The organism is uncultured Adlercreutzia sp. (genome assembly GCF_958431955.1).
GTDB lineage: Bacteria > Actinomycetota > Coriobacteriia > Coriobacteriales > Eggerthellaceae > Adlercreutzia.
In genome coordinates this window covers 11,342-33,208 of the sequence record NZ_CAUASN010000006.1, presented here as the reverse complement: position 1 = coordinate 33,208, position 21,867 = coordinate 11,342, and the positions used below count along the sequence as shown (strand labels likewise).

Genomic DNA, 21,867 nt, shown 5'->3' with positions numbered 1-21,867 from the left:
ATCAAATGCACATGTCGCATCCATTGGTATACTTTTGGGGAATGCAAGCCGTGGTCGGAAAGGTGCTCCCATGGACATTCGCGTGCTGCAGTACTTCCTCGCCGTCGCCCGCGAGGAGAGCATCACCAAGGCGGCCGACGCGCTGCACATGACTCAGCCCCCGCTCTCGCGGGCCATGCGCGATTTGGAGGTGGAGCTGGGCGTGGAATTGCTCGTGCGCGGCCCCAAGCGCGTCACCCTGACCGAGGACGGCCTTCTTCTGCGCGAGCGGGCCCAGGAGCTGGTGGATCTGTTCGAGAAGACGCGGGCGGAGGTGGGCGCCACCGACGAGGCGGTATCGGGCGATGTGCACATCGCCGGGGCGGAAACCGAGGCCGTGGACCTTCTCGCCCGGGTGGCGGCGCGGCTCCAGGAGCGCCAGCCGCTTATCGGGTACCGCCTGTTCTCGGGGGATGCCGAGCGCGTTTTCGAGAAGCTCGACCGGGGGCTTGCCGACTTCGGGCTGTTGATAGAGCCCGCTGTGGACGTGGACCGCTACGAGATGCTGCGGCTGCCCCACGAGGATAGGTGGGGCATGCTCGTGGGTGCCGACGACCCGCTGGCCGCGCTGCCGGCCGTCACCCCGGCCGACGTGCGCGCCGCGCGGCTCATCGTGCCCCACCGCGCCGGCGCCCGCGGCGAGCTGGCAGCCTGGATGGGCGTCGACGCCTCGGCGCTCGCCATCGCCGGCCGCTACGATCTGCTCTACAACGCCGCCCGCTTCGCTCGCGAGGGAGCCGGCTGCGTCTTCGCCCTCGACGGCATTGTGGACGCCTCGCCGGGCTCGGGCCTCGCCTTCGTGCCCTTGGATCCGCCCCGCACGGCCGGGGTGTACCTCGTGTGGAAGCGCAGCCAGGCCCATTCCCGCGCCGCGCGGCTCTTCCTCGAGGAGCTGCGCCAGCTGGTCGCCGAGATGGGGGAGGAAACCCCTTCGGAACCGGCGGCCGCCTAGGCGCTGCGGGCGGTGCCGCCCAGGATGTGGCGCACTACCTCGAAGCGCTCGATCTTCGCGTCCTCGTCGGCGCGGATGCCCGCCTTCTGCTTCGCGATGGCGAGCTGGTCCATCACTGTGTCGACGCCCTCCAGATCGGGCAGCAGCAGGCCCCGCTTGAAGCCGCGGGTCACGATGACGCCGTAGCGCATCGGATCCAGCTGCTCGAGCGAGTGCACGGGCTCCGGCTCGCCGAGGACGTCCACCGAGTAGGACAGGGCGTCCAGCTCGTCGGGCCGCACCTGCGGGAAGCGCGGATCCTCGGTGGCGGCGGCCACGCCGTTCATGATGACCTCCTCGGCCAGGCAGTCGCGGGCCGGTGCGATGGTGCCGATGCACCCGCGCAGCTTGCCGTCCTTGTGCAGGCTCACGAAGGCGCCGGCCCGCCGTCCCGTCATGGAGTCGGGCAGCCCCTGGGGCACGGCGAGCACCTCGCCGCTTCCCACGATGGACTCCACGCTCAGCCGCGCGAGGGCCACGAGGGGGTCTACCTCGGGATCCAGCACGAGCGAGAGGATCTCTTCGTTCGCCTCGCGCTCCTCTGCGTCAAGGGAGTCGTCGGCATCCCGGTCCCAAGCGAGGGGGTGCCGGTGTGCCGGCGTGCCCGAATCGGGGGCTCCAGGGGTCTTCGCCGATGCCGCGCCGGCGGCACTGGCCGAGGCGACGGCGGCACCGGCAGTCTTGCCCGCAGCCGCCGCGTCGACGTTGCTGCGCGCCCCGCCCTCGCAACGGTCTTGCCGCTCGCCCGCGCGCTCGGCATCGGGCAGCGCGCCATCTTCCGGCCCCTCAACCGCCTCCTCGTGCTCGCGGGCGGCTTTGGCGTGGGCGCCGCGAATCTCGGCTTCCACTTCCTCCTCGGTGCTGGAAGGCCCTGCCTCCACCTCGAAGGCGGCGATGGCGTAGCCCACCCCGAAGGGCCCCTCGTAGCTGAGCAGCTGGGGGCGGAAGGGAAGCCCCTCCAGCGCGCCGGCCATGATCTCGAAGGAGCGCAGCCCGCATTCCGCCGCGTTCTCGCACATCACCGGGTCAAGCGCGAAGAGCTCCTGCAGGTTTCCGCGGGCGAACACGCCTTCCACGGCGCGGTCGAACTTGGGGCCGGCCGGGTTGAAGCCGTAGGGGCCGTCCTCCTTCAGGCGGTGGGACAAATCCCCGCTGGCGATGAGCACGCAGCGCATGTCCAGCCGCTCTGCGGCCCGGGTGATGGACTGCCCGAGGAAGTGGTGGTCGGAAGGCGAGAGCGCCGAGAGCCCCACGCGCAGCACCGGCACCTCTTCCAAGTCCACCGTCTGGGCGAGGAAGTGCAGGGGCACGAAGGCGCCGTGGTCGATCTCGGTCTGGGCGGCCGGCGCCCCGGCCACGGGAATGGACCGCCGGGCGAGGCGGTCGGCCACCGCCTGGGCGAACTCGGCGTCGCCGCGAGTGGTCACGGTGATGTGGGGCTGCCCGAACTGGGCCATCGAGCCGGTTTCCTCGTCGGCGTTGGAGATGAAGAAGCCGTCGCGGTAGAGCGGCGCGTGGGGAGAGGCGATGACGATGATATCGGGGTCGGCCTCGGCCACGCGCCGGGCGACCTCCTCGTAAGCCGCCGTGGTGTCGGCGACGGCCGCCTCCTGGCCCTGGCCCACGGCGGGCACGATGAGCGGCGGATGGGGGACGGCGTAGGCGGCAAGAAGGCCCATGGCACACCTTCCTCTTCTGGTAGGGCGAATAAACGACGTTTCAGCGAGGAATATGGTGAGGGATGACGGCTGCGATGAGCCTCTCTCTCAGCGAACTGTCACAGTATCGTTAGCAGTTTTCCTTCGGTGGCAACTAGTCCCACGGGTCGGTCGAAGGGCTCCCGGGCATCGCGTTTCTCCAGGTCGTCGATGAGCTGCCGCTCGCGGATGAGCCCGAGGGAGCGTCCGGGGAAGGTGGAGAGGAAGGTGTCGTAGAAGCCGCCGCCATAGCCGAGGCGGAAGCCATGGGTATCGAAGATGAGCCCGGGCACAAGGGCGAGCGCGCACTTGTCGACGGCTGTGGCGTCGATGCGGGTGGCGGCATCGTCGGCCGGCTCGGGAATGCCCGCGAAGCCCGGCGCCGCGTCGGCGAGCGAGCCGATGGCGTGCCAGGTCATCGTGCGGGTGCCGGGTACCACGCGGGGAAGCGCCACGACTTTGCCGCGGCGCAGGGCCTCCCGGATGAGCGCGCGGGTATCCACCTCGCTGCCCACCGAGCAGTAGGCGAGCACGAGCGGCGCCTCGGAGAAAGCCTCGCTGGCCGTCACGCGGGCAGCGATGGCCTCATCGGCCTGCGCTCGGTAGGCGGCGCCAAGCCCCTCGCGCAGGGCGCGGGCTTCGGTGCGCAGCCGCTTTTTCTCTTCCGTTCCCATGGATCGCATGATAGGCCGCCCCGTGCCGCCGCGCTGCCAAGAACGGCCGTCCTGTCGGGAAGCGCGTCGCGGATAACCGCTCGCGGCCGCCCTCTTGACTTAGAGCTGACTCCAACCTTTACTCTTCTCGACAGCGAGACAACAAGAGGAGCCTATGAGAGGAGCACCTATGACGGCATCTTACGAGGGCGTGGGCAAGCTCGGCTTCGGGGCCATGCGCCTGCCCCTGACCGATCCGGATGATGTGACCGCCATCGACATCGAGCAGGTCAAGGCCATGGTGGACGAGTTCATCGCCCAGGGCGGCACCTACGTGGACACGGCCTTCGTCTACCACAACGGCTGCTCGGAGGGCGCCCTGCGCCAGGCCCTCGTCGAGCGCTACCCGCGCGAGGCCTTCACGCTGGCCACGAAGTGTCTGGCCTGGGCGTGCGCGAGCAAGGAGGAGGCTCAGGCCTGCCTGCCCACCTCCCTGGAGCGTCTCGGGGTGGACTACATCGACTTCTACCTGCTGCACAACGTGGGCGGCAAGCGCACGGCCAAGTTCGACGAGTACGACATGTGGAACTACGTGGCCGACGCGAAGGAGCGCGGGCTTGTGCGCAACATCGGCTTTTCCATCCATGACGGGGCCGACGTGCTCGACGAGCTGCTCACGGCGCATCCGAACATGGACTTCGTGCAGCTGCAGGTGAACTACCTGGATTGGGACGATCCGGTGACCGAGTCGGCTCGCTGCATGGAGGTGGCGGCCAAGCACGGCGTGCCCGTCATCATCATGGAGCCGGTGCGCGGCGGCCGTCTGGCGAATCTGCCTGAGCGCGGCGCGGCGGTGCTCGCCGAGGCGAACCCCGAGGCGAGCCAGGCCTCCTGGGCCTACCGCTTCTGCCTCGATCTGCCCGGCGTGCTCGCGGTGCTCGCCGGCGCCTCCACGCTCGAGCAGATGCAGGACAACATGCGCACCTTCCAGACGCACACCCCGCTGAATGAGCAGGAGCGCGCCGCTATCGACGGTGCCATCGCAGCCCTGCGCTCGGTGGACCTCATCCCCTGCACCAACTGCGGCTACTGCGTGAAGGACTGCCCCGAGGGCGTGAAGATCCCCGTGGCCCTGAACCTGCTGAACTTGGAGAAGACCACCGAGGACCGCGAGTTCGCCAAGGGGCTCTACAGCTGGCAGGCCGCCGAGGGCCCCGCGTCCAAGTGCATCCAGTGCGGCACCTGCGAGGCCATGTGCCCCCAGTCCATCAACATCATCGACCACCTCGCCGAAGCCGTGGAACACTTCGAGGGGTAGGGGAGGCGCGCGCAGGCGCTCTATCCCACTGTCGTTACAAAGATGGCTAGCACAGGGATGCTCACCAAGGCCAGTACGGTGGTGACGAAGGTGCCCTGGGCCATGACCCGGGAGTTGCCGCCGTACTGGTAGCAGAGCATGGTGCCGTTGGTGGCCACGGGCATGCCCGATAGCACCAAGATGATGGAGAACAGAAGTCCTGACGGCACGAACCAATGGAACACTGCCCAAATAATCACCGGCATGCCCAGCAGTCGGAACAAGGCGCAGGCCCACAGACGCGGCCCGCCCAAAAGGTCGCGCATGGGCATGTTCGCCAGCGACGAGCCGATGATGAGCAGCGCCGCCGGTGTGGTGATAGACCCTAGCGTGTATAGTGCGTCTCCTAGCACGGGCACGCTGTGCACGTCGCCCAGGGCCAACCCGATGGCCGCAATGCACGCCAGCATGACCGGCGTGACAAAGGTGCGCCAGCTCGGCCGCACCCTCACGTCGCCGTCGGTGTCCTGGGTGAGGAACCAGGCGCCCACCGAGAACACGAGAAAGTTGAAGGGCAAGTTGAACACCGTGGCGTAAATGAGGGCCTCGGGGCCGAAAATAGCGGAAATGACGGGGAATCCGATGAACCCCACGTTCCCAAAGCACAGCATGAATCGATACACGCCCCGATGTCCTGCTGGTATGCGCAGCAGGGTGGTGAAGGCGTAGGCTACGGCCACCAACACCACGTAGCTCGCGCAGGACAGGGCGAAGGTGAGCAGAATCTCACGACGCCCTGGAAGCTCGTCGGCGGCGAGTACCGAGCCCAAGATGAGTCCCGGCAGCGCCAGGTTGATGACGAGCCGCGAGAGCATGCGATCGAATTCCACGATCATGAACCGGGTCCTCTTCGCCCCGTAGCCTACACCCACGATGATGAACAGCGTCACCAGTTCCTGCACGATTGTCAGCATTCCCGCGTCCATGGTCGGACTTACCCTTCCTGCTCCCATGTTCAACGATGCCAGTGTACGATAGTGTTGCCGTTCCCATGGCGTATACTGGCTTCGCGGCGCCATAGGCACGTTAAAGGGGTGCCCGCGTCCTAGCCCACCGTTCCAAGGAGCTCCCGTGATCACCGTCGATGACATTCTCGCGCTGCCCGCCTTCGAGACCGTGGAGCTGGCGGCTCCGTGCCCGGGGGCCGGGGAGCGGGAGGTGAGCAACGTCGGCATCCTGGACTGCCCTCCCGACTACAACAACTACAATGTGTACGGGCCGCGCGAGCTGATTGTGACCAATCTCGGGTTTGCCTACGCCAATCCGCTTCTGGCCGAGCAGTCGCTTCTCGCCATGATAAAGCGCAACGTTGCCGCAATCGCCGTGAAAACGGTGTACCAAGCTCCGGTGAGCGAGGTGGTTCGTACGGCCAGCACCGAAGCCGGAGTGCCGGTGTTTATCTACGATGGTGCCTACCACGAGCGCGTGGCCTACGAGTCTCTCGATCTCATCCAGCGCGACCGCGCCGCTGCCGACAAGAGCCGGGCAGTGGACGGCCTGTTGGCCCTGCGAGGCGGTGCGGCTGTGCGTAGCGCCCTCTACGAGTTGACGGGTGCTACCGGCGCTACGCTGCTGTGCGTCGCCTGCTGCCCGGTGTCCCGAGATGCAGGTTCCTTCTACGCGCTCATGAACGTGGTGGACGGTACCCTGTCGGTGGTGCGCGACGATCGTCGCCTGGTGGAAACCGTGAGCACCTGCCGTTACGGCGACGTGATCCTGACCTTCATCTCTTGCGTGTCCTCCGACGAGGAGAAGCGCCAGGCACTAGAAGAGCGCTGCTCGAAGCTGCTGACCACGGTGCATTCTCTGCACTGCGGCATGAGCGACACCCTGTGGATCGACAACGGTGACGTGGCTGTGCGCCAGGCTCTGGCCGCGGCTGATGCCGCCCTTGAAAGCGGCGTGCCGGTGCAGCGGTGGTGCGACATGCGTTTTGCGGCCGCCTCCCAGGCCGTGCGGGCTGACCGATTGTACCAGAGCATGGTGGACGACTGTAAGGGGAAGCTGTCGGCTTATGACGAGGAGCATGGCACGAACTTGGTGGAAACCGGGCAGGCCCTCGTGCGTACCCAGGGCGATGTGCGCGAAGTGGCCGAGCGCCTGTTCCAGCACCCGAACACCATTCGCTACCGACTGCGGAAGGCCAAGGCGCTCATGGCCATGGAAGGCATGTCGGACCGGCTGTTCATCAGCTATCTGGGACTCGTTTTTCTGCCGGAGCTGGGCGATCTTGATGAAGAGGCTCCGTCCTGCTGAGCTTTCCAGGTTGCTGGGCCTTGCGGTCTGCGGACCGGCTCCGGAGGTTAGCGGACGCCCTTGACTAGGTGATCTTCCGGCTCGCGGGACGTCTTCGCTGTTGGGGTTTCCGGTGCTACTGGCCCCCGTTCTCCCGATCCTTCAAGGCTGCGGCAGCCGCGTCGATGAATTGGGAATCGGTACGCGTCTTATCGATGAGACTCGCAGTGACGTAGGCTGCAAGTCCCGTGGCCATGCCGATGAGAATGGGCAGCGAGCTGGCCGTACCCAGCAAAACGAAGGCCGCCGTAACCGTCACCGCCGACAATCCCAGCGCGTATAGGCCGGCTTTGGGGCTGAACCGCTTCAGCGCGAAGCTGGCAACTAGGGGCACGAACACGCAGCCGGACAGGTACCCGTAGCTAATATCGATGCCCACCAGCACGTCGTTGATCGCCAGAGCGCACACCATGACCACAACTCCGATGAGGGCCGCGAACAGCCGCGTGACGGCCACTTCCGACAGGCCGCGGCGCTGGCTTGTCCCGCCCGCATCCTCGTCGGCGACCTGCGTCTCTGTACTGGGGGCGCGGAGACTCCGACGGCTTGGCGCAAACCGGCAGTACAGATCATTGTAGGCAATGGTGGAGGCGGCCAGAATGGTGCCGCTCGACACTGACATGGTGGCGGCCATGGCGGCGGCCAGCACGAGCCCCCGTACGCCCACGGGCAGAAATGTGGTCACTCCCACCACGAAGACGTTTTGGGGATCGGCCATAGCGGGCATGAGTACTGCCACGCTCATGCCGATGACGACGGTGGCGAAGGCGTAGGCGATGGAGTACACGCCGGCGCAGATGGTTCCCACTTTCGACACGCGCTCGCTTTTGGCGGTGAAGATACGCTGCCAAATGTCTTGGCCGATGATGAGCCCCGGCACGTATAGCAAAACATAGGCGAAGCTCTGGTCGAAGCCCATATTGCCCACGGACAGGAAGTCGGCAGGCAGCTGAGAGGTTAAGGCATCCCAGCCGCCGACGGCCGACAAGCAGAAGATGGGCGCGAGAATGAGAATACCCACGGTCTTCACCACGAACTGCACGATATCGGTCATGGTGACCGACCACATGCCCCCGGCGAAAGTGTAGGCAATAACGATGCCACCCCCGGCAATCATGGAAAGCGTGGCATCGAGCCCCAGCACTCCGTTGATGATGGTGCCGATGGCGATGACCTGCACCACCGATAACGTCACCGTGTACACGAGGGTGAGTACGGTGCTGAATAGCCGCGCTGTAGGGCCGTAGCTGCCTTCCACCACCTCGTTCACGCTGAGGGCCCGCAACTTTGACAGTTTGCTCGTAATAAGCAGCCCGGCCAGAATGAGGCCACAGCCGATGCTAACGTTCAGCCACACGCCGCCGAAGCCGTACCGGTAGCCTAGCTCGGCGCTGCCCACGGTGGAGCCTCCTCCCAGGGCCAGGGCAGCCATGCAGCCGAAGAACAGGGGGAAGGACAGTCGGCGGCCGGCAACCAGGTAGTCCTCCTTGGTTTTGGTGAATCTCAGGGCTATGAATCCGATGGCTACGATGACGATGAAGTACACGGCGATGATGGCGTAGTCGATGGGCGAGAGGGCCATGGTGCGCCTCCGATCCTTCCATTGAAAGATGATGGGCCGGCACTGGGGCAGAGACCGTACATCGAGTCCCTCGGAGAAGGGGACGGCCCGAAGGCCGCAGTTCCAGCGCCACCTATGCTAGGTCGCGCCAACCGCAGCGCTGTTGTTCCGCGGAACAAAAACGGGTTCGCAGGTTTTGTCACCGCGTCCAGGGGGTGTCACCTCGTCCTCTTCGTACCATGGCAGCGTTCTCTTCCCCTCCGCCGCTCCGTCGAGACGCGGGGGCCGTCGGAGGGGATTCGGCCAGCAAAGAAAAGGAGCATCACCATGACGGATTCGGTCTTCCAGGGTCGCAGCCTTCTTTCCACTCGCGACTACACCAAAGATGAGCTGATGTGGCTCATCGGCTTCGCCGAACACTTGAAGGACCTGAAGCGGCAGAATATCGCCCATCACTACCTGGAGGGCAAGAACATCGCGCTTTTGTTCGAGAAGACGTCTACCCGCACCCGCGCCGCCTTCACCACTGCCTGCATCGATTTGGGCGCGCACCCGGAGTACCTGGGCAAGGGCGACATCCAGCTCGGCAAGAAGGAAACGGTGCGCGACACTGCGCTCGTGCTCGGATCCATGTTCGATGGCATCGAGTTTCGCGGCTTCAAGCAGTCCAACGTGGAAGAACTGGCTGAGTACTCCGGCGTGCCGGTGTGGAACGGGCTCACCGACAAGGAGCACCCCACTCAGATGCTCGCCGACTTTATGACCATCAAGGAGAACCTGGGCACCCTGGAAGGCGTCACGCTGGCCTACATCGGCCAGGGCCGCAACAACGTGCAGAACTCCCTTATGATCACAAGCGCCATCCTCGGCGTGAACTACGTGAACGCCACCCCGGCCGAACTGGAGCCCGACCCCGAGATTCTGGCTGTGGCGAAGGCTCTGGCCGAGCAGAGCGGCGCCACCATCACCGTGACCAACGATCCTGTGGAGGCCGTCGCCGACGCCGATGTGGTGTACACCAATGTGTGGGCCGCCATGGGCGAGGAGGGCCAGTTTGCCGAGCGCGTGCGTCTCATGAGCCCCTACCAGGTGAACGCCGAGCTTGTGAGCCACATCAAGAACCCAGACTGGATCTTCCTGCACTGCCTGCCGGCCTTCCATAACGCCGAGACCGACTACGCCGCCGACATTGAGGCCAAGCACGGCATCTCGGCCATGGAAGTGACCGACGACGTGTTCTACAGCGACCACGGTCGTCAGTTCCAGCAGGCTGAGAATCGCATGCACACCATCAAGGCCATTATGGCGGCTACCCTGGGCAATCTGTACGTGCCCAGCGTGTAGGCCTCGCCGCATCGGAAGAGAGGGGCGTGTCCCATGTCCGAAACTGTCGTAATCGAGCCCGAGAAGGGCAAAAAGAAGTTTAAGATGCCGAACACCTACGTCATCCTGTTCGGCGTGATCTGCCTCATCGCTGTGCTCACATGGTTCGTGCCCGGCGGCGCCTACGACCTAACCGAAGACGGCGATGCCATTGCTGGCACTTACCACACAGTGGCATCGAACCCCCAGGGCCTGTGGGACGTGTTCATGGCGCCCATCACCGGCATGCTGGGTTCGGGTGCTATCAGCGGCGCCATTTCCATCTCGCTCACTATCCTGCTGTTTGGCAGCTTCCTGGAAATGATGGATCGCACCGGCGCCTTGAAGACCGCTATCAAGCGCATCACCACCAAGCATGCCGAAAACATGCATCTGCTCATTGCCATCCTAGTCGTTATTATGGCGTTCTTCGGCACCCTGGAGGGGGCCTACGAGGAGGGCATCGTGTACTTCCTCATGTTTGTGCCGGTCATGCTGGCGCTGGGGCTCGACACGGTGACTGCCATCCTCATTGTGGTGCTGGGCACACAGATCGGCTGTCTGTCTTCGGTGGTGAACCCGTTCTCCGTGGGCATTGCCTCGGGTATCGGCGGCATTTCCGCCGGCGAGGGCATGATCGTGCGCCTGGTGCTGTTCGTCGTCTCTACGGCGCTCGTTATCTTCATTATCTGCCGCTACGCCGACAAGGTGAAGGCGCATCCTGAGAAGTCGGTGCAGTTCTTCCGTCGCCAGCAGGATCTGCTGGAATTCCCGGCGGCCGCGGAAGGCGACCTGTCCCTGTCGCCGCGCCAGAAGCGCGCCCTGGTGGTGTTCTGCCTCACCTGGGTTGTCCTCATCGTCGGCTTGGTGCCTTGGACCTCGCTGAACCCTGACTGGACGTTCTTCGAGCAATTCACCGCCTGGGTGGGGGTTACCCCGGTGCTGCGCGAGCTACTCGGCTGCGACATGGTGCCCTTCGGCTCCTGGTACTTCCCCGAGATTTCCATGCTGGTCATGGTGGCAACTCTCGCTATCGGCCTAGTCATGCGCTACGACGCCGACACCATCATCGACACGCTTATCGCCGGGGCGGCCGGCCTTGTGTCCACGGCCTTCGTGGTACCGCTCGCCCGGGGCATACAGGTGGTCATGGACAACGGCCAGATCACCCCGAGCATCCTGAACGCCTGCGAGTCCACCCTCTCGGCCCTGCCGCCCATCGCCTTTGTCATCGTGGCTCTGGTTCTGTACACGCTCATCGCCTGCCTCATTCCCTCGTCCACGGGCTTGGCGGCGGCTACCATGGGCATCATGGCGTCGTTGTCGCAGTTCGCCGGCGTGGAGGTGTACATTATGGTCATCATCTACTGCATGGCCTTGGGGCTCGCGAAGATGATAACCCCCTGTTCTATTGTGGTGATGACCTGCACATCTGCGGCCCATATGAGTTACGGCGACTGGGTGAAGAAGGTACTGCCCATCTTCGGCGTGCTGTTCGCATTCTGCTGCGTGTTCCTGTGCGTGCTGGTGATTCTGTAGTCCTTCACCCATTCGCTTTGCACTGCTGTTTTGTCGGCTTCGGACCGCGACTTCCGCGGTCGCAGCCCCCCGAAAGGAGAAACCCATGACTGAAGAGAAGAAGACCGAGACCGTGTTCGACGAGCCCGGCGAGCAGGTGTTCGTGCGCAACGCCACCAATCCCTTGAAGAAGGTGATGATGTGCTCGCCGCGCTTCTACAAGTTCAACGGCATCAACGTTATTACCGCTGAGTGGATGCGCAAGGGCGATGAAGAGCGCAACGATGTGATGGTGGCCGAGTGGCAGATGCTCGTGGATGCCTACGAGGCCAACGGCATCGAGGTGGTGCAGGTGCAACCTCGACCCGAGTTCGAGGTGATGACTTTCGCCCGCGACTATGGCTGCATGGTAAAGGAGGGCGCCGTGATCGGCCGGTTCCGCCATCCGGTGCGCCAGGTGGAGACCGTGGCCTACGAGGAGAAGTTGAAGGAGATGGGCGTGCCCATCGTGGCCCGAGTGAACGCTGGCTGCATGGAGGGCGGCGACTTCTGGATGATCGACGATCACACTCTGGCTTTCGGCCAGGTTGACCGCACCGACCAGGCTGGCGTCGACAACCTGCGCGACCAGCTGCAGAAGTTTGGCTACACGGTGGTGGGCGTGCCCTGCCCGCCCGACAACCTGCACCTGGACATGATCTTCAACATCGTGGCACCCCAGGTGGCCCTGGCCTGCATCGACCAGCTGCCCTACAACTTCCTGCAGATGTTGAAGCGCCGCAACTTCGAGCTTATTCCCGTGGCCAGCGAGGACATGTACAAACATGGTTGTAATGTGCAGTGCATCGGCGATGGCAAGGTGGTGGCCATCCAGAAGAACAAGCACATCAACGATAAGATGCGCGCACTCGGTTTGGATGTCATCGACGTGCCGCTGGATCAGATCCTGCACGCCGGCGGTGGCCCTCACTGCCTGACCCAGCCTATCTATCGTCCGTAACCGACGCACCTTCGGCGAGGCCCGCAGTTTGTGCCGGCTGCTGGCCTCGCCTGGTGAAGGAGCTCGGGCCCGCCGCTCGCGCCGCCGACCGCCGGGCCGCCCTTGCCACCCTTTGTTCCCAGGAGGATTTCCCATGAAGGTTCTCATCAGCGACTACCCCGACTCCATGATGCCCGATCACACGCTGGAGATACGCACTCTCGTCGAAGGCCTTGGTCCTGATACGGTTATCGATGTCTTGTCATACGCCGACGACGCCCGGGCGGAGTTTTATGCGCACCTGGCCGATGCCGATGCGTTGCTCACCGCGTTCATTCCCATGGACGACGAGGCCCAGGCGGCCGCGGCCAACCTGAAAGTGATCTCCATCAACGCCACCGGCTACGACAACGTGGATCTGGCAGCGGCCACGGCTCGGGGCATCGGCGTGTGCCCGGTGGGGGAGTACTGCACCTGGGACGTGTCCGAGAGCGCCATCGCCTACATGTGCGCGCTGAACAAGCACTTCAAATTCTACCAGCGCGAAATTGACGACGACCACAAATGGGACTACGCTGCCGCCCCCCAGTGGCCGCGCCTGCAGGATCAGACACTGGGCATTGTGGGCTTCGGAAAAATCGGGAAGTGTACGGCTCGCAAGGCGGCGGGTCTGGTCGGTCGCGTCATTGCCACCGACATTGCGGGCGACGATGCAGCCTTCGGGGCCTTGGGCGTGGAACGGGTGACCCCCGAGGAGCTATTTGCCCAGGCCGACATCATCGTGAACCACATGAACCTCACCGAGGACAACGTTTACTACTTTAACGAGGCCACCTTCGCCGCCATGGAGCGTCGTCCTATCTTCATCAATTTGGGGCGCGGCTTGTGCGTGGACGAAAGGGCTCTGGTAGCGGCTCTGGATGCCGGTCAGCTGCGAGCCTTTGGGGCCGATGTGCTCTATGATGAGACGCCGGATTTGGCCTCAAGCCCCCTTGTGGGCCGTGACAACGTTATGCTCACACCCCATTCTGCGTTCTATTCCTCGTCGTCCATCGAAGATTTGGAGCGCCTGTCCTGCCAGAATATCGTCCACTACCTGAAAGGCGAGAAGGACAAGGTGTTCAAGCTGGTGAACTAGCGGGTGCGACGGGGCAACGGAGCGCGGCTGCGAAGTCGCGCTCTTTTTATGTGCGGCATTGTGGCGGGCGTATACTAGGCGGCCGCTGCGTTAGCTTCGTCGAAAGGAAGGCCATGTTCACCATCGGTTGCCATCTGTCCAGTGCCAAGGGATATCTGAAGATGGCGAAAGACGCGGTCTCCATCGACGGGAACACCTTCCAGTTCTTCACGCGCAATCCGCGGGGCGGTCGTGCCAAGGCCATCGACCCGGCCGACGTGGCCGCCTTCCACGAGTACGCCGGCGAGCACGGCATCACGCGCTTTCTCGCCCATGCGCCCTACACCATGAACCCGGCCGCCGCCAAGCCCGAGACGCGCCAGTTCGCCATCGAGCTTTTGACCGACGACCTCATGCGCATGGAGAACACCCCCGGCCAGCTGTACAACATGCATCCCGGATGCCATGTGGGCCAGGGCATGGAGACGGGCATCGAGCTTATCGCCGACGCCCTGAATCGGGTGCTCACCCCGGACCAGTCCACCACGCTTCTGCTGGAGACCATGGCCGGCAAGGGCACCGAGGTGGGCGGCCGCTTCGAGGAGCTGGCCGCCATCATCGACGCGGTGGGGCTTTCCGACAAGGTGGGCGTGTGCCTGGATACGTGCCACGTGTGGGACGGCGGCTACGATGTCGCCGGCAACCTGGACGGCGTGCTGGAGGAGTTCGACCGCGTTATCGGGCTCGACCGCCTGCGCGCCATTCACCTGAACGACTCGAAGAACCTGCTCGGCGCCCGCAAGGACCGCCACGCCCCCATCGGCGAGGGACACATCGGCTTCGAGGCGCTTTCAGCGGTGACGAACCATCCCGCCCTGCGCGATCTGCCCTTCTTTCTGGAAACGCCCCAGGACGACCTGGCCGGCTGGGGCGCCGAGATCGCCGCCCTGCGCGCGGCGCATGTCAGCTAGCTGGGGCCAGTCTAATCATCCTAAGGCTTTACTCTGCACAGCCACTACGGAGACCTCGCTAGCAGGGCGCTGCGCCTATGAGCATGCTGGCCACTTGGGCGGGGTCGCGGGGCGTGGGCGGCGTGTCGAAGATGCGGCGCAGGTTTTCCGGGTACTGCGAGGCGATGATGTCGGCCAGCTGCTCGACGGTGATGTCCATGCCGCTGTTGAACCAGCGCTCTATCATGTGGTGCGCCATGCGCGCAATGCCGTCCAGCTGGTATTCTACGGCGGCGTCAACGACTATGCCGCGCTCAGCTAGCACGGTGCGCATCTCCTCAATGTGGGTGGTCACGGACGGCAGCGAGAAATCGTAGTCCCAGTTGCGGAAGAAGTTGCCGTAGACAGGAAACAGCTCGCTGAGCAGCCGGATGGAGGCAGCGTGGCCCTTCGTAATATTTAAGGTACGACCGATTTGGTAAAGCCCCAGCATAGCGCAGTACAATTGGTACCAGTAGGCCACATCTTTTATGCTGGAGAAACTGCGGTAGAACGTGGAGCGCGAGATGCCACACTCGTCGCAGATGTTCTGCACCGTGATGGCGGAGAACGGCTTGCGGGCAGTCACTGCTGCCAAGGCGCGCAGTATTTGGCGCCGCTGCTGAATATGCGCGAGGCAGTCCTTCGAGTCCATGGCATCCCCCTACCGAGAGTAATCCCTTCCATAGGACGAGTATGACACAGCATCCCCCTGCACCTTACCAAGATGTGACACACACGAGCCCATTTGTTCCGCATCTCGGAACAGCCGCGCCCGTTGTTTCTTGAGTGCCGCATAGGAGCGCCCCTATGCTCGTTGCGTTAAGACACGACGCCTTGCGAAGGAGGGCATTATGACCGAGAGCACGAACGAGCTTGATAACAACGACATCATCGAGGAGCCGCCTGTCGTCGCACCGCACACCATCGACCGTCGCGGCTTCCTGCGCGGCGTGGGTGCCACAGCCCTGCTAGGGTCGCTGGCGGTGCTGGGCGGCTGTGCGCCCGCCGCGCAAAAGGAGCCTGCGAACGCCGAGGCGGTCGCGGAGCCCCTCAGCGTCGACAGCACCGAGGACTGCGACATCGTCATTGTGGGTGCCGGCGGTTCTGGCCTGGCTGCTGCGGTGGAGGCCGGCGAGGCGGGCGCCCGCGTCATCTGCGTGGAACGCGAAGCGGTTGCAGGCGGCGGCGAGGCCGGCGTGGAGGGCATCTTCGCCGTGGGCTCCCGCATGCAGGAGCAGGAGGGCGTGACGAACCTCTCCACGGGCGCGCTCATCCGCCAGGAGCTGGAGGCCGCCCAGCAGCGCGTCAACGGACCGCGCTACGTCGATATGGTGCATAACTCTGGAGACAACGTCAATTGGCTTCTCGATCATGGGGTAACTTTCATGAGCGTAGACGCTGACAATGGCACCGAGAAGGTCTTCCATCGTTTTGAGGAAGATAAGGGCGCCGTGGGCTACGTACCTCACATGCTGAAGGCTGCCGAAGAGGCTGGGGTCGATATTCGCTACAACACCCTAGCCAAGCAGATTGTCATGACCGACGGGAAAGCCACCGGCATCATCGTTACCGACGAGGGTGGCAAGAATATTCAAGTCAATGCCTCCTCGGTCATCGTGGCCACGGGCGGTTTTGCGGAAGACTTCAAAATGGTATCAAAGAACGGTATAAATACGGAAGACGCTGTGTACGTGGGCATGCCCGGTCATGATGCTACAGCCCATAACATGCTTATTGAGGCGGGCGCGAAAGACTATAGTCAAAGCACCGCGTATCTCATGGCGCTTGCGGTGCGCGGGCTTCCTGGGTATTTCGAAGGCGGCAAGTTCAGCTTCCTTATCGGTGTGGCCGCTCCTTACAGTATCTGGGTCAACGAGAACGCGGAGCGCTTCGTGAACGAGAACTTCTCGTCGGTGAACGCCATGCTCATGACGGTGCCCACCTGGCCCAACAAGAAGACCCATATCCTGATGGACCAGGCTATGCTCGACATCTACATGAACGGCGAGCAGGATGCCGCCGATCAGCTGAACAACGGCCTGGCTTCGGGCGAGGTGGTGAAGGCCGACACCGTCGAGGCCCTGGCGCAGGCCATGGGCGTGGACGCCACGGCGCTCGCCGGCACAGTAGAGCGCTACAACGGCTACTGCACCGCCAAGGACGACGCCGACTACGGCAAAGATGCGGAGTTCCTCATTGACTTCGGCACTGCCCCCTACTACGGATTCCACGTGACGCCCGACGTGCAGGTGGCCATCGGCTCCATTCAGACCGACCGTAACTTCAACGCCATCACCGACGCCGGCGACCCCATCGAGGGCCTGTACGTGGTGGGCGTGGAAGGCGCTATGCTATGGGCGAACATCTACACCATCAATATTGCAGGCGGGGCGAACGCGAACAATATCAACTCCGGACGCGTCGCCGCCAAGCACGCCCTGTCGCGCCTGTAGGCCGAAGAAAACTCCGCCCTCCCTTAGAAGGCGCCCCAACGGGCGCCTTCTTTTGGTTGAGCTGCTAAATAGCCAAGTACGGATCGATATATAACTTAGGATTCGTGTAAAATCATGGGCATGTATAACTTAGGATTCGTGTAAAATCATGAGCATATATAACTTAGGATTCGTGAAAGCTCTTCAATAATACCTGATAGGGTGTGTAATGGCTACTTTTTTCAAACGTGATGCCTATGCAAAGCTCCTCCAATGGAAAAACGAGAGTGCTGGAAGCACTGCTATGCTCATAGAAGGAGCCCGCCGTGTTGGCAAGTCCTCACTCGCTATGGAATTCGGCCGTCAAGAGTACGGTAGCTGCATTCTCGTGGATTTCTCCAGATCAACTGAGGAGTTCAAGCAGACCTTTCTGGATACACGAAGCAATTTGAACCAGTTTTTTCTTTACCTGCAAGCCTTCACGGGGGGATCGTACATCGAGAGGGATACCCTCATCGTGTTCGACGAGGTGCAGTCGTTTCCGCAGGCAAGGGAGTTCATCAAGCATCTCGTAGCGGATGGGCGATACGATTACATGGAAACGGGATCGCTCATCTCCTTGAAACGCAACGTGTCCGATATCCTCATCCCTTCCGAGGAAGAGGCCATTGTTTTGCGCCCCTTCTGCTTCGGTGAGTTTCTGGATGCGTTTGGGGAGGGTGGCTTGCGTGCTCTCATTGCCGAGAGCCGCAGGGCGCTCACCCCGCTGCCAACTGAGCTGCATCGAAAGGCCGAGCTCTACTTCCGCGAATATATGCTGGTAGGCGGCATGCCCCAAGCAGTGGCTGCCTATGTGGACGCACGCGATTTCGGGAAGGTGGAGCGCGCAAAGAAGGCTATTCTCCGACTGTACCGGGAGGATATCGCAAAGTACGGCGGGGAAGACGCCCATAAGATCCGCTCGCTATTCGACGATATTCCCAGCCAGCTTTCACGTAAAGAGAAGAGGCTGGTCTTGGCGGAGCTCGACAAGGGCGCTCGAACGCGCGAGTACGAAGACGCTATCAAGTGGCTGTCAGATGCGTGCCTCGTGAACAACTGCTACAACTGCACCGACCCTGATGTGGGGCTCAACATGACACGCGGCGATGCGGTGAAATGCTACCTTGCCGATACGGGCCTTCTGGCCACGATGGCTTACGGTGACGACGAGGAGTCATCGCCTTCGCTCTATCAGGAAATACTGAAAGGCAGAATCGAAAGCAATGAAGGGATGCTGGCGGAGAACGTCGTGGCACAGCAGCTTGTTGCCGCCGGGCGCTCCCTCCACTTCTACTCGTCCTATTCGCGGGTAGCGGCCGAGCGCATGGAAATCGACTTCCTCATCAGGCAGCCCTACCCCAACGCAGCCATGAAGACGCGCATCGCCCCTGTCGAGGTAAAAAGCGGAAGGCGCTACAAAACCGTCTCGCTCGACAAGTTTAAGAGCAAGTTCGGGAAGAAGGTCGGCACCGAATTCGTGCTGCATCCGCGCGCTTTGGAAGTAAAGGGGGATCGGATTTGCCTGCCGCTATACATGAGTGGTGTTGTGTAGGGCCTGCTAAATCACGAAGAAGTACACGCTGAAGAACTGCAGGATGCTTCCGGCCAGCACGAACAGGTGGAAGATGGAGTGCAGGTAGCGCACCTTCTTGAAGATGTAGAACACCGCGCCCACGGTGTAGCTGATGCCGCCCGCAGCCAAAAGCCAGAAGCCGATCGCGTGCAGTTGGGCGTACAGCTCGGGCAGGAAGAACACGATGGCCCACCCCAGCGCCACGTACAGCACGGCCGAGATCCAGCGGGGGCGGAAGGTCCAGAACGCCTCGCAGGCGATGCCGACGAGCGCCACGGCCCACACGAAGGTCGCAAGCCACAGGCCGCCCACATGCCCGAGTGTGATGAGGCAGTAGGGAGTGTAGGTGCCGGCGATAAGCAGGTAGATGCCCGAGTGGTCGAGCACTTTGAACACGCGCTTGGCCGCGTCGGCCGCAAGGGCGTGGTACAAAGTTGACATGAGGTACTCCAGCAGGAGCGCGATGCCGTACACGAGGGCCGCGGCCAGAAGGATGCCGCCGCCGTCGCCGACCGATTTCACGATGAGCAGCACGAGGGCCGCCACGGCAAGCCCTGCGCCCACCCCGTGGGTCACCGCATTGAAGATCTCCTCGCCCAAGGTGTACTCGCGCACGCTCTTCTTGCCGGAGCGGCGCAGCAGATCCCGTATCTCGGGACACACTTTGGCTCCCGCTGCCGAGGCGTTGGGCGAAAGCTGCGGATGTGCAAAGGCGATGGCGCGAGGCATAGCGGCTCCTTCTCGAAGATATCGGCCCATGATAGACCATCGGTTTGCCTTTGCCCGCAACGGCGGGGAAACAGTGGGGGAAAGGTAATGCACTGCTGGGGAGCTAACGCATTGTTTTGGGTCGAACGTATCGAACGGGCTCGCCTTCCCCTGAAAACAGGCAGTGTACGCGGGGAATATCGTCAAAATACCCCCTTTGTGGTTATGGCTTTTCCCCGCTTGGGGGGATACGTCGTCACGCCGTCGCACCTATGCTGAGACCAGTTTCGGCTCGGCGTGAACGAGCCTGGGTCGAGAGAGTTGAGGCAACAAAGGAGGAACTCATGGAAGAGGCAATGCAGAACGGCGTTTCTCGCCGCGGTTTTCTGAAGGGCGCCGGCTTGGCGGGCGCGGCAGCTCTCGCGGCCGGTGTGACGGCGGGATGTGCGCCGGCGGCGCCGACTGCCGAGCTGAGCGACACCGGTGACGGCGCGAGTGACGGCGCGGTTGCCAGCAGTGGGGCGGCCACGCCCGGCTACGCCGCGACCGAGGATTGGCTCGGTGCCGCCCCTCAGATCTCCGATGACGAGATCGTGGAGGTCATCGAGTGCGACGTTGTGGTATGCGGCGGCGGCCATGCGGGCATCCAGGCGGCTCTGGCCGCGGCCGAGGGCGGCGCGAAGGTGGCCGTGATCGAGCAGTCGCCCGAGGAGAGCCGCAAGGTGAAGGGCGAGGACATCGGGCACGTGAATTCCCAGTTCCTCATTGAGCGCGGATTCGGGCCCTACAACGAGGGCGAGATCGTGCAGGAGTTCTGCCTGCGCGCCGGCGGTCGCGTGAACACCGAGGTTATTCGCAAGTTCGTGGCGAACTCCGGCGAGATGTTCGACCATGCGGCCTCGCTGGTGAACTGGCCCGACGACCGCATTAAGCTGGTGAGCGAGGCCGATCCGTCTATCAGCCCCTTGGACGACAGCATGATCTGCGTGCATCAGAGCGGCCTTTCCCTGGACGGCACCGTGGATTACCCGCTCTACCGCGGCGGCTTCAAGACCTGGCCCTGCGTGGTGCAGTTCATGGGCCCCATTCAGCATCAGCCGGTGGACGGCGTGGCGGCCCTGTCGCGCCTGGACGAGTTCCAGCAGTTCTCCATTTTGGAGGGCAAGGACCTCGGTGCCACGTGGTACTGTGGCGAGAAGGCCACGGTGCTCACCCAGGACGAGAGCGGCGCGGTGACCGGCGTCATCTCCGAGCGTTCCGACGGCTACGCGAAGTACGTGGCCAGCAAGGGCGTCATCCTGTGCACCGGCGACTTCGCGGCCAACACCGACATGACGTGGAATCTGCTGACGGAGTACCGCGAGCACAATGAGCGCATGGGCATGGACGCCTCGTCGCTGCAGGGCCAGTCCGACTGCATGGGCGAGGGCCACAAGATGGGCTGCTGGGCCGGCGGCTTCATCGAGGCCGGCCCGCGTGGCGCCATGAGCTTCGGCGGCGGCGCCTCGGGCCCGTGGGGGTCGAGCCCCTTCCTGTGGCTGAACTCCCAGGGCGAGCGCTTCATGAACGAGGCGGCCATCTGCGACTCCATGGCCATCGCGGTGCGCCAGCCCTTCGGCGGCTTCACGCTGGTCACCGACGCCAACTACGAGGAGACCCTGAAGAATTCCTCGCTCGACCACGGCTGCGCCAACTTCGGCCGTCCCGACTACTACACCGAGCTGGTGGAGGACATGCAGGCCCTTCCCGTGGACGATCCGGCGGGCGGTACGGTGCGCATGTGCACGGTGGCGGAGCGCATGCCCTCCCAGGTGTATGCCGCAAGCACCTTGGACGGCCTGGCCGATATGCTGGGCTACGCGGGTGAGACCAAGGAGGCGTTCCTGGCCAGCATCGAGCGCTACAACGAGCTGTGCCATGCCGGTGAGGACAGCGATTTCGGCAAGGACGCCGTGCTGATGACCCCCATCGAGAACCCGCCGTTCTACGGTTGCGGAAACGCCGCGGCCGAGGGCTTCGGGGCCAACACGCGCACTATGGGCGTGAGCCTCGTGACCCTGACGGGCCTTGAGACCAACGGCGATCTGCAGGTCGTGAATCAGAACTACGAGGTTATTCCGAACCTGTATGCCGCGGGCAACACCCTGGGCGGCCGTTACGGCTTGCAGTACACCACGCCTTTCGCCGGCAACTCCATCGGCATGGCCATGACCCACGGTCGCGTGGCCGGCAAGCTGATCACCGGCCAGGAAGTGCTGTAGCGCGCTGAATGCTCTTCCGGCGAAGGCATCGGTTTCCACGCCTTCGCACTCTTCTTTAGGCCCCGCCCCGAACCGGCTTCCCTCCCTCCGGTTCGGGGCGGGGCCATTTTGCATGTGAAATGGCCAAGGAGGCGAAAAGGGAGCGAAAATTGCAGTTAGCAGCGTCCTGAGGCCGAGAGATCCTCAAGAAATAACGAATTTCATATAGTCCAGGGCGAATCGAAAGGTTCCAGACGCTGCTAACTGCAATTTCCGTGCCGAATGAGGGCAGTTCGCTGATCGGCGCGCCC

17 protein-coding genes are annotated in these 21,867 nt (G+C 63.3%); 11 read left to right on the top strand and 6 right to left on the bottom strand.

What is annotated here, in order from left to right; translation table 11 throughout:
* Positions 1-70: 70 nt before the first annotated feature.
* A complete protein-coding gene (locus Q5064_RS03240; protein WP_302962257.1) occupies positions 71-991 on the top strand; it encodes a LysR family transcriptional regulator in 921 nt (306 codons plus the stop codon).
* Here Q5064_RS03240 and amrA read toward each other — a convergent pair.
* Positions 988-2,709, bottom strand: a complete 1,722-nt coding sequence (amrA, locus tag Q5064_RS03235) for an AmmeMemoRadiSam system protein A (protein WP_302962256.1) — start codon at positions 2,707-2,709, stop codon at positions 988-990. The two genes, Q5064_RS03240 and amrA, sit on opposite strands and share 4 nt — an antisense overlap.
* A gap of 98 nt (positions 2,710-2,807) precedes the next feature.
* A complete protein-coding gene (locus Q5064_RS03230; RefSeq protein WP_302962254.1) occupies positions 2,808-3,401 on the bottom strand; it encodes a 5-formyltetrahydrofolate cyclo-ligase in 594 nt (197 codons plus the stop codon).
* Positions 3,402-3,570: 169 nt separating this feature from the next.
* On the opposite strand from Q5064_RS03230, the gene Q5064_RS03225 reads away from it, so the two are divergent.
* Positions 3,571-4,698: an aldo/keto reductase gene (locus Q5064_RS03225; RefSeq protein WP_302962252.1), complete on the top strand. Its 1,128-nt coding sequence runs from the start codon at positions 3,571-3,573 to the stop codon at positions 4,696-4,698.
* Positions 4,699-4,718: 20 nt separating this feature from the next.
* Here the strand turns inward: Q5064_RS03225 and Q5064_RS03220 are convergent, their stop codons facing one another.
* Complete coding sequence (locus Q5064_RS03220) at positions 4,719-5,663, bottom strand: AEC family transporter (protein WP_302962250.1); 945 nt, start codon at positions 5,661-5,663, stop codon at positions 4,719-4,721.
* Positions 5,664-5,808: 145 nt separating this feature from the next.
* Here Q5064_RS03220 and Q5064_RS03215 point away from each other — a divergent pair, with 145 nt between their 5' ends.
* Positions 5,809-6,993: a helix-turn-helix domain-containing protein gene (locus Q5064_RS03215; protein ID WP_302962249.1), complete on the top strand. Its 1,185-nt coding sequence runs from the start codon at positions 5,809-5,811 to the stop codon at positions 6,991-6,993.
* A gap of 115 nt (positions 6,994-7,108) precedes the next feature.
* On the opposite strand, the gene Q5064_RS03210 is transcribed toward Q5064_RS03215, so the two are convergent.
* On the bottom strand, positions 7,109-8,614 hold the full coding sequence (locus tag Q5064_RS03210) for a sodium:solute symporter (RefSeq protein ID WP_302962246.1): 1,506 nt from the start codon (positions 8,612-8,614) through the stop codon (positions 7,109-7,111).
* 306 nt (positions 8,615-8,920) lie between these two features.
* On the opposite strand from Q5064_RS03210, the gene argF reads away from it, so the two are divergent.
* From argF to Q5064_RS03185, 5 genes are all read left to right on the top strand, one after another.
* Positions 8,921-9,937: an ornithine carbamoyltransferase gene (argF, locus tag Q5064_RS03205; protein WP_151431102.1), complete on the top strand. Its 1,017-nt coding sequence runs from the start codon at positions 8,921-8,923 to the stop codon at positions 9,935-9,937.
* A gap of 33 nt (positions 9,938-9,970) precedes the next feature.
* Positions 9,971-11,494 (top strand): YfcC family protein, encoded by a 1,524-nt coding sequence (locus tag Q5064_RS03200; protein WP_302962244.1) that lies wholly within the window; start codon positions 9,971-9,973, stop codon positions 11,492-11,494.
* A gap of 85 nt (positions 11,495-11,579) precedes the next feature.
* Entirely contained in the window at positions 11,580-12,473 is an 894-nt protein-coding gene (locus Q5064_RS03195) for a dimethylarginine dimethylaminohydrolase family protein (RefSeq protein WP_201757614.1), read from the top strand.
* 133 nt (positions 12,474-12,606) lie between these two features.
* The gene (locus Q5064_RS03190; RefSeq protein ID WP_302962239.1) at positions 12,607-13,590 is read left to right on the top strand and encodes an NAD(P)-dependent oxidoreductase; all 984 of its coding nucleotides are present in this window, start codon (positions 12,607-12,609) and stop codon (positions 13,588-13,590) included.
* Positions 13,591-13,703: 113 nt separating this feature from the next.
* Positions 13,704-14,540: a deoxyribonuclease IV gene (locus Q5064_RS03185; RefSeq protein WP_302962237.1), complete on the top strand. Its 837-nt coding sequence runs from the start codon at positions 13,704-13,706 to the stop codon at positions 14,538-14,540.
* Positions 14,541-14,598: 58 nt separating this feature from the next.
* Here Q5064_RS03185 and Q5064_RS03180 read toward each other — a convergent pair whose 3' ends face one another.
* Positions 14,599-15,156 (bottom strand): TetR/AcrR family transcriptional regulator, encoded by a 558-nt coding sequence (locus tag Q5064_RS03180; protein ID WP_302962236.1) that lies wholly within the window; start codon positions 15,154-15,156, stop codon positions 14,599-14,601.
* Between the two features lie 256 nt (positions 15,157-15,412).
* On the opposite strand from Q5064_RS03180, the gene Q5064_RS03175 reads away from it, so the two are divergent.
* On the top strand, positions 15,413-17,014 hold the full coding sequence (locus Q5064_RS03175) for an FAD-binding protein (protein ID WP_302962234.1): 1,602 nt from the start codon (positions 15,413-15,415) through the stop codon (positions 17,012-17,014).
* A 208-nt stretch (positions 17,015-17,222) separates the two neighbouring features.
* A complete protein-coding gene (locus tag Q5064_RS03170) occupies positions 17,223-18,587 on the top strand; it encodes an ATP-binding protein (protein WP_302962231.1) in 1,365 nt (454 codons plus the stop codon).
* A gap of 6 nt (positions 18,588-18,593) precedes the next feature.
* Here the strand turns inward: Q5064_RS03170 and Q5064_RS03165 are convergent, their stop codons facing one another.
* Positions 18,594-19,337, bottom strand: a complete 744-nt coding sequence (locus tag Q5064_RS03165) for a hemolysin III family protein (protein WP_302962229.1) — start codon at positions 19,335-19,337, stop codon at positions 18,594-18,596.
* A 323-nt stretch (positions 19,338-19,660) separates the two neighbouring features.
* Here Q5064_RS03165 and Q5064_RS03160 point away from each other — a divergent pair, with 323 nt between their 5' ends.
* Entirely contained in the window at positions 19,661-21,577 is a 1,917-nt protein-coding gene (locus tag Q5064_RS03160; protein WP_302962227.1) for an FAD-binding protein, read from the top strand.
* The last annotated feature ends 290 nt before the right edge of the window (positions 21,578-21,867 follow it).

What these genes read in the sequence shown, in the direction of transcription:
- Q5064_RS03240 (WP_302962257.1), top strand. Translation starts at nt 71, where the DNA reads ATGGACATTCGCGTGCTGCAGTACTTCCTCGCCGTCGCCCGCGAGGAG.
- amrA (WP_302962256.1), bottom strand. Translation starts at nt 2,709, where the DNA reads ATGGGCCTTCTTGCCGCCTACGCCGTCCCCCATCCGCCGCTCATCGTG.
- Q5064_RS03230 (WP_302962254.1), bottom strand. Translation starts at nt 3,401, where the DNA reads ATGGGAACGGAAGAGAAAAAGCGGCTGCGCACCGAAGCCCGCGCCCTG.
- Q5064_RS03225 (WP_302962252.1), top strand. Translation starts at nt 3,571, where the DNA reads ATGACGGCATCTTACGAGGGCGTGGGCAAGCTCGGCTTCGGGGCCATG.
- Q5064_RS03220 (WP_302962250.1), bottom strand. Translation starts at nt 5,663, where the DNA reads ATGGACGCGGGAATGCTGACAATCGTGCAGGAACTGGTGACGCTGTTC.
- Q5064_RS03210 (WP_302962246.1), bottom strand. Translation starts at nt 8,614, where the DNA reads ATGGCCCTCTCGCCCATCGACTACGCCATCATCGCCGTGTACTTCATC.
- argF (WP_151431102.1), top strand. Translation starts at nt 8,921, where the DNA reads ATGACGGATTCGGTCTTCCAGGGTCGCAGCCTTCTTTCCACTCGCGAC.
- Q5064_RS03200 (WP_302962244.1), top strand. Translation starts at nt 9,971, where the DNA reads ATGTCCGAAACTGTCGTAATCGAGCCCGAGAAGGGCAAAAAGAAGTTT.
- Q5064_RS03195 (WP_201757614.1), top strand. Translation starts at nt 11,580, where the DNA reads ATGACTGAAGAGAAGAAGACCGAGACCGTGTTCGACGAGCCCGGCGAG.
- Q5064_RS03190 (WP_302962239.1), top strand. Translation starts at nt 12,607, where the DNA reads ATGAAGGTTCTCATCAGCGACTACCCCGACTCCATGATGCCCGATCAC.
- Q5064_RS03185 (WP_302962237.1), top strand. Translation starts at nt 13,704, where the DNA reads ATGTTCACCATCGGTTGCCATCTGTCCAGTGCCAAGGGATATCTGAAG.
- Q5064_RS03175 (WP_302962234.1), top strand. Translation starts at nt 15,413, where the DNA reads ATGACCGAGAGCACGAACGAGCTTGATAACAACGACATCATCGAGGAG.
- Q5064_RS03170 (WP_302962231.1), top strand. Translation starts at nt 17,223, where the DNA reads ATGGCTACTTTTTTCAAACGTGATGCCTATGCAAAGCTCCTCCAATGG.
- Q5064_RS03165 (WP_302962229.1), bottom strand. Translation starts at nt 19,337, where the DNA reads ATGCCTCGCGCCATCGCCTTTGCACATCCGCAGCTTTCGCCCAACGCC.
- Q5064_RS03160 (WP_302962227.1), top strand. Translation starts at nt 19,661, where the DNA reads ATGGAAGAGGCAATGCAGAACGGCGTTTCTCGCCGCGGTTTTCTGAAG.